At 56.3% G+C, this 6019-nt stretch carries 5 protein-coding genes and 2 pseudogenes; all 7 read left to right on the top strand.

Going from position 1 to position 6019, the window contains the following annotated elements; translation table 11 throughout:
• Nucleotides 1–304: 304 nt before the first annotated feature.
• The gene (locus AC1DRJ_RS17580; RefSeq protein WP_477803274.1) at nt 305–1354 is read left to right on the top strand and encodes an NAD(P)-dependent alcohol dehydrogenase; all 1050 of its coding nucleotides are present in this window, start codon (nt 305–307) and stop codon (nt 1352–1354) included.
• Nucleotides 1355–1484: 130 nt separating this feature from the next.
• A complete protein-coding gene (locus AC1DRJ_RS17575) occupies nt 1485–2681 on the top strand; it encodes an MFS transporter (protein WP_477803273.1) in 1197 nt (398 codons plus the stop codon).
• Between the two features lie 182 nt (nt 2682–2863).
• The gene (locus tag AC1DRJ_RS17570; RefSeq protein ID WP_477803272.1) at nt 2864–3241 is read left to right on the top strand and encodes a cyclophilin-like fold protein; all 378 of its coding nucleotides are present in this window, start codon (nt 2864–2866) and stop codon (nt 3239–3241) included.
• Nucleotides 3242–3349: 108 nt separating this feature from the next.
• Nucleotides 3350–3848, top strand: a pseudogene (locus tag AC1DRJ_RS17565) (tyrosine-type recombinase/integrase).
• Nucleotides 3849–3857: 9 nt separating this feature from the next.
• Entirely contained in the window at nt 3858–4313 is a 456-nt protein-coding gene (locus tag AC1DRJ_RS17560; RefSeq protein WP_477803271.1) for a hypothetical protein, read from the top strand.
• Between the two features lie 432 nt (nt 4314–4745).
• Nucleotides 4746–5015, top strand: a pseudogene (locus tag AC1DRJ_RS17555) (transposase); the annotation flags it as partial.
• A 559-nt stretch (nt 5016–5574) separates the two neighbouring features.
• On the top strand, nt 5575–6019 hold a 445-nt coding region (locus AC1DRJ_RS17550), incomplete at its 3' end, for a tetratricopeptide repeat protein (protein WP_477803270.1).

Here is a 6019-nt window from a genome sequence, read left to right as displayed (position 1 = left end):
CATGCATACAGCGGGGGGCGCCGGCTGGTCGCGACGAAACAGCGACAGGCCGGGTATGGATGTGGCGAAGTCACCCGCTTCGCTCACGCGCGGGTCAATGTTTAACGCCAAGGGTGACTCATAGCGCAGGGGGTTAGGGATCATGTCAGGTCGCTCCTGTTGACTGAACTCTAGTGCGCCCAAGCAGCATTTCCTATCCACCACCCTGCATCGCCATAGGATTAGGCAAGCATTCAAGCGGAATGCACTAGGGTAGAGGCAGATCGACCGGGAGAATGTGTCGAACTGTTACAGGAGAGCCACAATGGAAGTTTTCGCTTATGGCGCCCATGCGGGCGACACACCGCTTGAATCCTTGCGCATCACTCGTCGCGATCCTGGCCCGGAAGATGTGCAAATCGAGATCGCCTATTGCGGCATCTGCCACTCTGACCTGCACCAAGTGCGTGCCGAATGGGAAGGTACAAAATTTCCGTGTGTGCCCGGTCACGAGATCGTCGGCCGTGTCGCAGCCGTTGGATCGAGTGTCACCGAATTTGCACCGGGTGATCTGGTCGGAGTGGGCTGCATCGTCGATAGCTGCAAGCATTGCGAAGAGTGTGCTGAAGGCCTTGAGAACTACTGCGACGGCATGATCGGCACCTACAACTTTCCGACTCCGGACGCACCCGGCTGGACACTCGGTGGCTACTCGCAAGCGATCGTTGTACATCAGCGCTACGCACTGCGTATTCGCCACCCCGAGGCACAGCTGGCTGCCGTTGCGCCGCTGCTGTGCGCGGGCATTACCACCTGGTCGCCGCTGCGTCACTGGAACGCGGGCCCCGGGAAGAAAGTAGGCGTGGTGGGCATCGGTGGCCTGGGTCACATGGGCATCAAACTGGCCCATGCGCTCGGCGCGCATGTGGTGGCTTTCACCACGTCCGAATCGAAGCGTGAAGCTGCCAAAAGCCTTGGCGCCGATGAGGTGGTGGTCTCAAGCGATACACAGCAAATGGCCGCCCACCTGAAAAGCTTCGACCTGATCATCAACACCGTCGCCGCCCCACACGACCTGGACGCATTGCTGGTGCTGCTCAAGCGCGACGGTGCGATGACACTGGTGGGCGCGCCGGCCTCGCCGCATCCATCGCCCAACGTGTTCAACCTGATAATGAAACGCCGCACTCTGGCTGGATCGATGATCGGTGGCATCGCGCAAACCCAGGAGATGCTCGATTTTTGCGCCGAACACGGCATCGTTTCTGACATTGAGCTGATACGTGCAGAGCAAATCAATGAGGCTTACGAGCGGATGCTCCAGGGTGACGTCAAATACCGTTTTGTGATCGACAACGCGACGCTGGCGGAGTGAACAACAGCACGTTCGGGCAATCGCCCGAACGTGTACCGATGACGTCGGCGGTTCGCGTAAACCGAAGCGATCGACGCCTCGTTCGTCATCCCGCAACACCATCACACTTTTTGCACCACAGGTAGTTCCCATGACTGTTCTTACTACAGAAAAACGCGGCTGGAGCGCCGTGCTGGCCATGTCGTTGGCCGCGTTCGCGTTGGTTGCTTCAGAATTCATGCCCGTCAGCCTGCTAACCCCCATTGCGGCAGAGCTGCGCATCACGGAAGGCCAGGCAGGCCAGGGTATTTCCGTGTCCGGTGCATTCGCATTAGTCACAAGCCTGGTCATTGCAACAATCGCCGCTCGCGTCGAACGCAAGAAGCTGTTGCTGTGTCTGACATTGCTGATGATCGTGTCAGGTACGGTCGTCGCGCTCGCTCCAGGCTACCCCTCATTCATGCTGGGGCGTGCCTTGATCGGCATCGCAATCGGCGGCTTCTGGTCATTGTCAGCGGCGACCGCAATGCGTCTGGTGCCGCCTGATCAAGTTTCCCGCGCGCTGGCCATTGTCAATGGCGGTAACGCTCTCGCTACGGTAATCGCAGCCCCGGCGGGCAGCTTCCTTGGCTCGCTGATAGGATGGCGCGGTGCATTTTTCTGTGTTGTTCCGCTCGCAGCGCTTGCGGCCGTGTGGCTGCTGATAAGTCTTCCGACCTTCAAGGTCGAGCGTAACGCAGGTAGCGGCAATGCCCTGCGGCTGATGAGGCAGTTGCCAGTGGCACTGGGCATGGTAGCCGTCAGCGTATTTTTCATGGGGCAGTTCATGCTGTTCACTTACCTGCGCCCCTTTCTTGAGGTCGTCACCGGAGTCAGCGTTTCAACATTGTCTTTCATGCTGCTGGGTCTGGGACTTGCAGGTTTTATCGGAACCTTTCTGATCGAAAGATTTATGGGCAATGGCCTCTACCGCACGCTGACAGCGATACCCCTGATAATGGCTGTCATAGCGATGGCTCTGATGACCTTCGGTGCATCGCCGTTACTGACCGCAGTGTTGCTCGGGCTATGGGGGCTGGTGGCGACTGCTGCTCCCGTTGGATGGTGGACATGGCTGGCCCAAACTCTCCCTGATGATGCTGAGGCCGGTGGAGGCTTGCTCGTGGCCATTGTCCAACTGGCTATCGCAGGAGGGGCAATCATCGGCGGCCTTGCATTTGATCTAAGCGGCTATAAAGCAACATTCCAGCTAAGCGCAATCGTGCTGGTCGCAGCATCTGTTCTCGCTTGGCTAGCTGGTCGCAGTGCCACTGAAGTTCATCTCGCCGAGTCGAACGCGACAGCCTGACGAGATCTGGAAACGCTCAGCGGATGGGATATGGACATGAGAAAAGTAACGCCCAATCAACCGTGTGGCTGAGCCTCTCGGCGATATTAATCTGTGCATCGATGAGTCCTGCTGCCATGGAGCAGGGCTCAGGGGATCACGAGAGCCCGGAGCATACAGCTGCGAGCAAAAAGGTGCCTTTCATGCCAGACAGATCAACCTCACTGACCAGGCTCAAACTCAAATTTGAAGGTTATGAGGCGGTGGTGGAGCTGAATGACAACCCTGCCACACGCGATCTTGTGTCCATGTTACCGCTCACGTTGAAGTTCAGTGACTACAACAATGTCGAAAAAGTCGCTTATCCGCCTCGTAAGGTGTCAACCGTTGCGGCTCCCTTCGGGCTAAAGCCATCCGTGGGAGATTTTGCGCTCTATGCGCCATGGGGCAATTTGGTGGTGTACTACCGAAGCTTTCAGAGCTCCAGTGATCTGGTTCACTTAGGCCGTTTCATTTCAGGGATCGAGCAGCTTGCGGCGATGAAAGGGGAGTTTAGGGTCCGCTTAGAGGTGAGCGATTGATCTTGGTGTTGGCGTTTCGGCTCATTGATTGGGCTTCAGAAGCGGGGGGGCCGTATCTATGCAACACCAAACTAGCCTTATCGCTGGCAATGCAATGCAACGCTTCGCTTGAGTTGCCCAAACCCACGGATCGAGAGGGACTTGGCGCTCCAACTTGGCCATCGATAGCAAGCTGCGTGCCCGTGACTTAACCAAGTTGCGAATCCGAGACATAGCCCATGGGGAACATGTGTCGTCACGGGCCATCGTGATGCAGCAGAAAACCCAGCATCCAGTGCAATTTTAAATCACTGAGCACACCCGAGTGGTTCGGGAGGCATGGATGCATCAGTCGCATCTCCTCAACGAGGACTTCCTGTTTTCAAGCCCATTGCACGCCTCAGAGCATCTTTCCACCAGGCAATACGCTCGAACAGTCAAAGCATGGTTGACAGCCATTGGCCTTGATCCAACCTTGTACGGTACTCACACACTACGTGGAACCAACGCATCGCGGATAAATCCGCTCCTACAACAGCGCGTGCGACTGCCGATCAGGCAGAACAGCTGTCTTGCGACTAGCTTTACTTCGAACGCTAAAGCCTCCGTCCACAACTCAACCAGGTAAAAGTACGTTATGACTAAAAAAATCGACCTGACGATCACCCACGATTACCTCAATCCGTTTGCCTCGCCGGACAACCCGAAGCTAAGCCCCGAGCTGGTGGACTACCTGTCGGATAGCGCCTGGTACCACTCCGAGTTGTGCCTGCAGATTCGCTGCCCGGAAGATGAGCGAGAACGCCTGCAGCAAGCGATCAGCAATACCTTTGCGGAAAAGAGCGAACAACTCAGAGGGGATATTCGCACCCAACGGCTGGTAGCGCTGACACTCCTGGGCTTGGCACTAGCCTTGGCGCTGGGAGGCACGGCTCTGGGGATTGAAGGCACCATCCCCGTGGGAGTCGTTACCGTCACCGCTTGGATGCTGCTCTGGCGCAGCGCAGAGATATTGTTTCTGGATATCCGCAGCGTTAACCGGCAGCTGCGTAAGTACCAGCGCATCGCCAGCGCGTCAAAACAGTTTGATTGAGGTTGATCGTTCCCACGCTATGCGTGGGACTGCAGCCTTCGCTGCTCCAGTGCCCACCGACCAGCCACTGCGCGCGGGAAGCCCCGCAGCGAAGCAGCTCGTAGGATGGGTTGAGCAGAGCGATACCCTGCGGTTGCGGCTCATCTGGTTGATGGGTACGGGACGGGTGCGTCTGCACTATGCAAAAACCCTCAAACCAAACGAGTAACCGAGCAGCAAAGGTCAACGAAGGGCAGAGAAACCACTCAATGTGGTGAGTAGGTTCTATGATGGTGGTCATGCCTGAGTTCAGGCGAACTGAAAATCCGACTTTTTCAACAGAATCGGCCATTCTTTGCCCTTCATGAAGGGCAGCAATGGGCCCAGAGTGTGTAAAAACGCATTCGTGAACCCTTGCTATGATTTCTTAGGAATTTATCGCAGGGATCGCCCATGAAGCGCTTTATCCTAGGTGAACATCGAGGCCAAGGCACCTTACTTCCCGAAAGCCTCGACGACTACGTGAGCGATACCAATCCGGTGCGCGTAGTCGACGTTTTTGTCGACGAACTCAACCTGGTTTCCTTGGGTTTTGATGGGGCTATTCCGGCTGACACAGGCCGTCCCGCTTACCACCCCGCAGTCCTGTTGAAGATCTACATCTATGGCTATCTCAACCGCATTCAGTCGAGCCGACGCCTGAGCGAGAAGCCTAACCGGAGTTCGAAATGCCAGGGCTGTGCGCTGAGGTCGCAGTGCACAGCATTTCCTGACGCGAAAGCTGGCCGGGGTAAGTGCAGAGAGGAGCTTGAACGTGCTTGCCTACAACTTGAAACGGGTCATGAAGATCGTTGGAGCCAATGGTTTGATGGAGGAGCTGTCGGCCTGAAAAGGTTCGTTCTGGATGACCTGGATAGCTGTAGAAGCTTGCTGAAAAGCTCCGATGCGATACTGATCAACTAGGGTGCTTTAAGCGAAATAACTCAGCGAACGGCCGTCGGCTCTTCGCGCCGACAAGGTCCGAATGCGTTTTTACACACTCTGGGCCAAAAGCAGCCGGTCGCAACTTGCAGAATTGCGGGGGCGAAGGCTTGGCATTGGGCGGTAGCGAGAGGTGGCCGGTAAGACCGGAGAAGCTCCGCGAAAGAGATGTGAGGGCAGTAATATCGAGGGATAGACCACGATCAAACCGTAACAGCCTAAACCGTGGTCTGTCTCAGGTTGTCATTAGAAGTGTTAATCATAGATCAGCGGTCTTCACCAACGAACCAGAGACTTTCACATGATAGCGATGAATCGAATACTTCACCCCACCACAGCCCTAGCGCTCGTGACGATCTTCAGCTTCCTGAGCGGACCGGCGCAAGCCGGCTTAGAGGAAGGCGTTACGGCCTATCAAGCCGGTGACTTGCCGCTGGCATTTAAGGAATTTAGAACCGTTGCGGACACAGGCAACGCCGATGGCCAGTTCAATGTGGCTCTAATGTACGAGCAGGGCATCGGGGTCGCCAAGGACGAAACACAAGCAATTAGTTGGTATGAAAAATCTGCGCAGCAAGGCAACTCCAACGCGCAATACAATCTCGGTGTGCTGTATGAAAACGGTCATGGCACTGCCGTGGACTTTGCGCAGGCCAATCAGTGGTACCGCAAGGCAGCAGCGCAAGGCGATGCGCTCGCCGTCGGTAATCTGGGCATGCTCTATATGCGCGGCGATGGTGTGAAGG

The sequence above is a fragment of the Pseudomonas sp. P5_B2 genome (assembly GCF_056400445.1).
The sequence above is the reverse complement of the archived record's forward strand: the minus strand, read 5'-3'. Positions and strand labels throughout refer to the sequence as shown.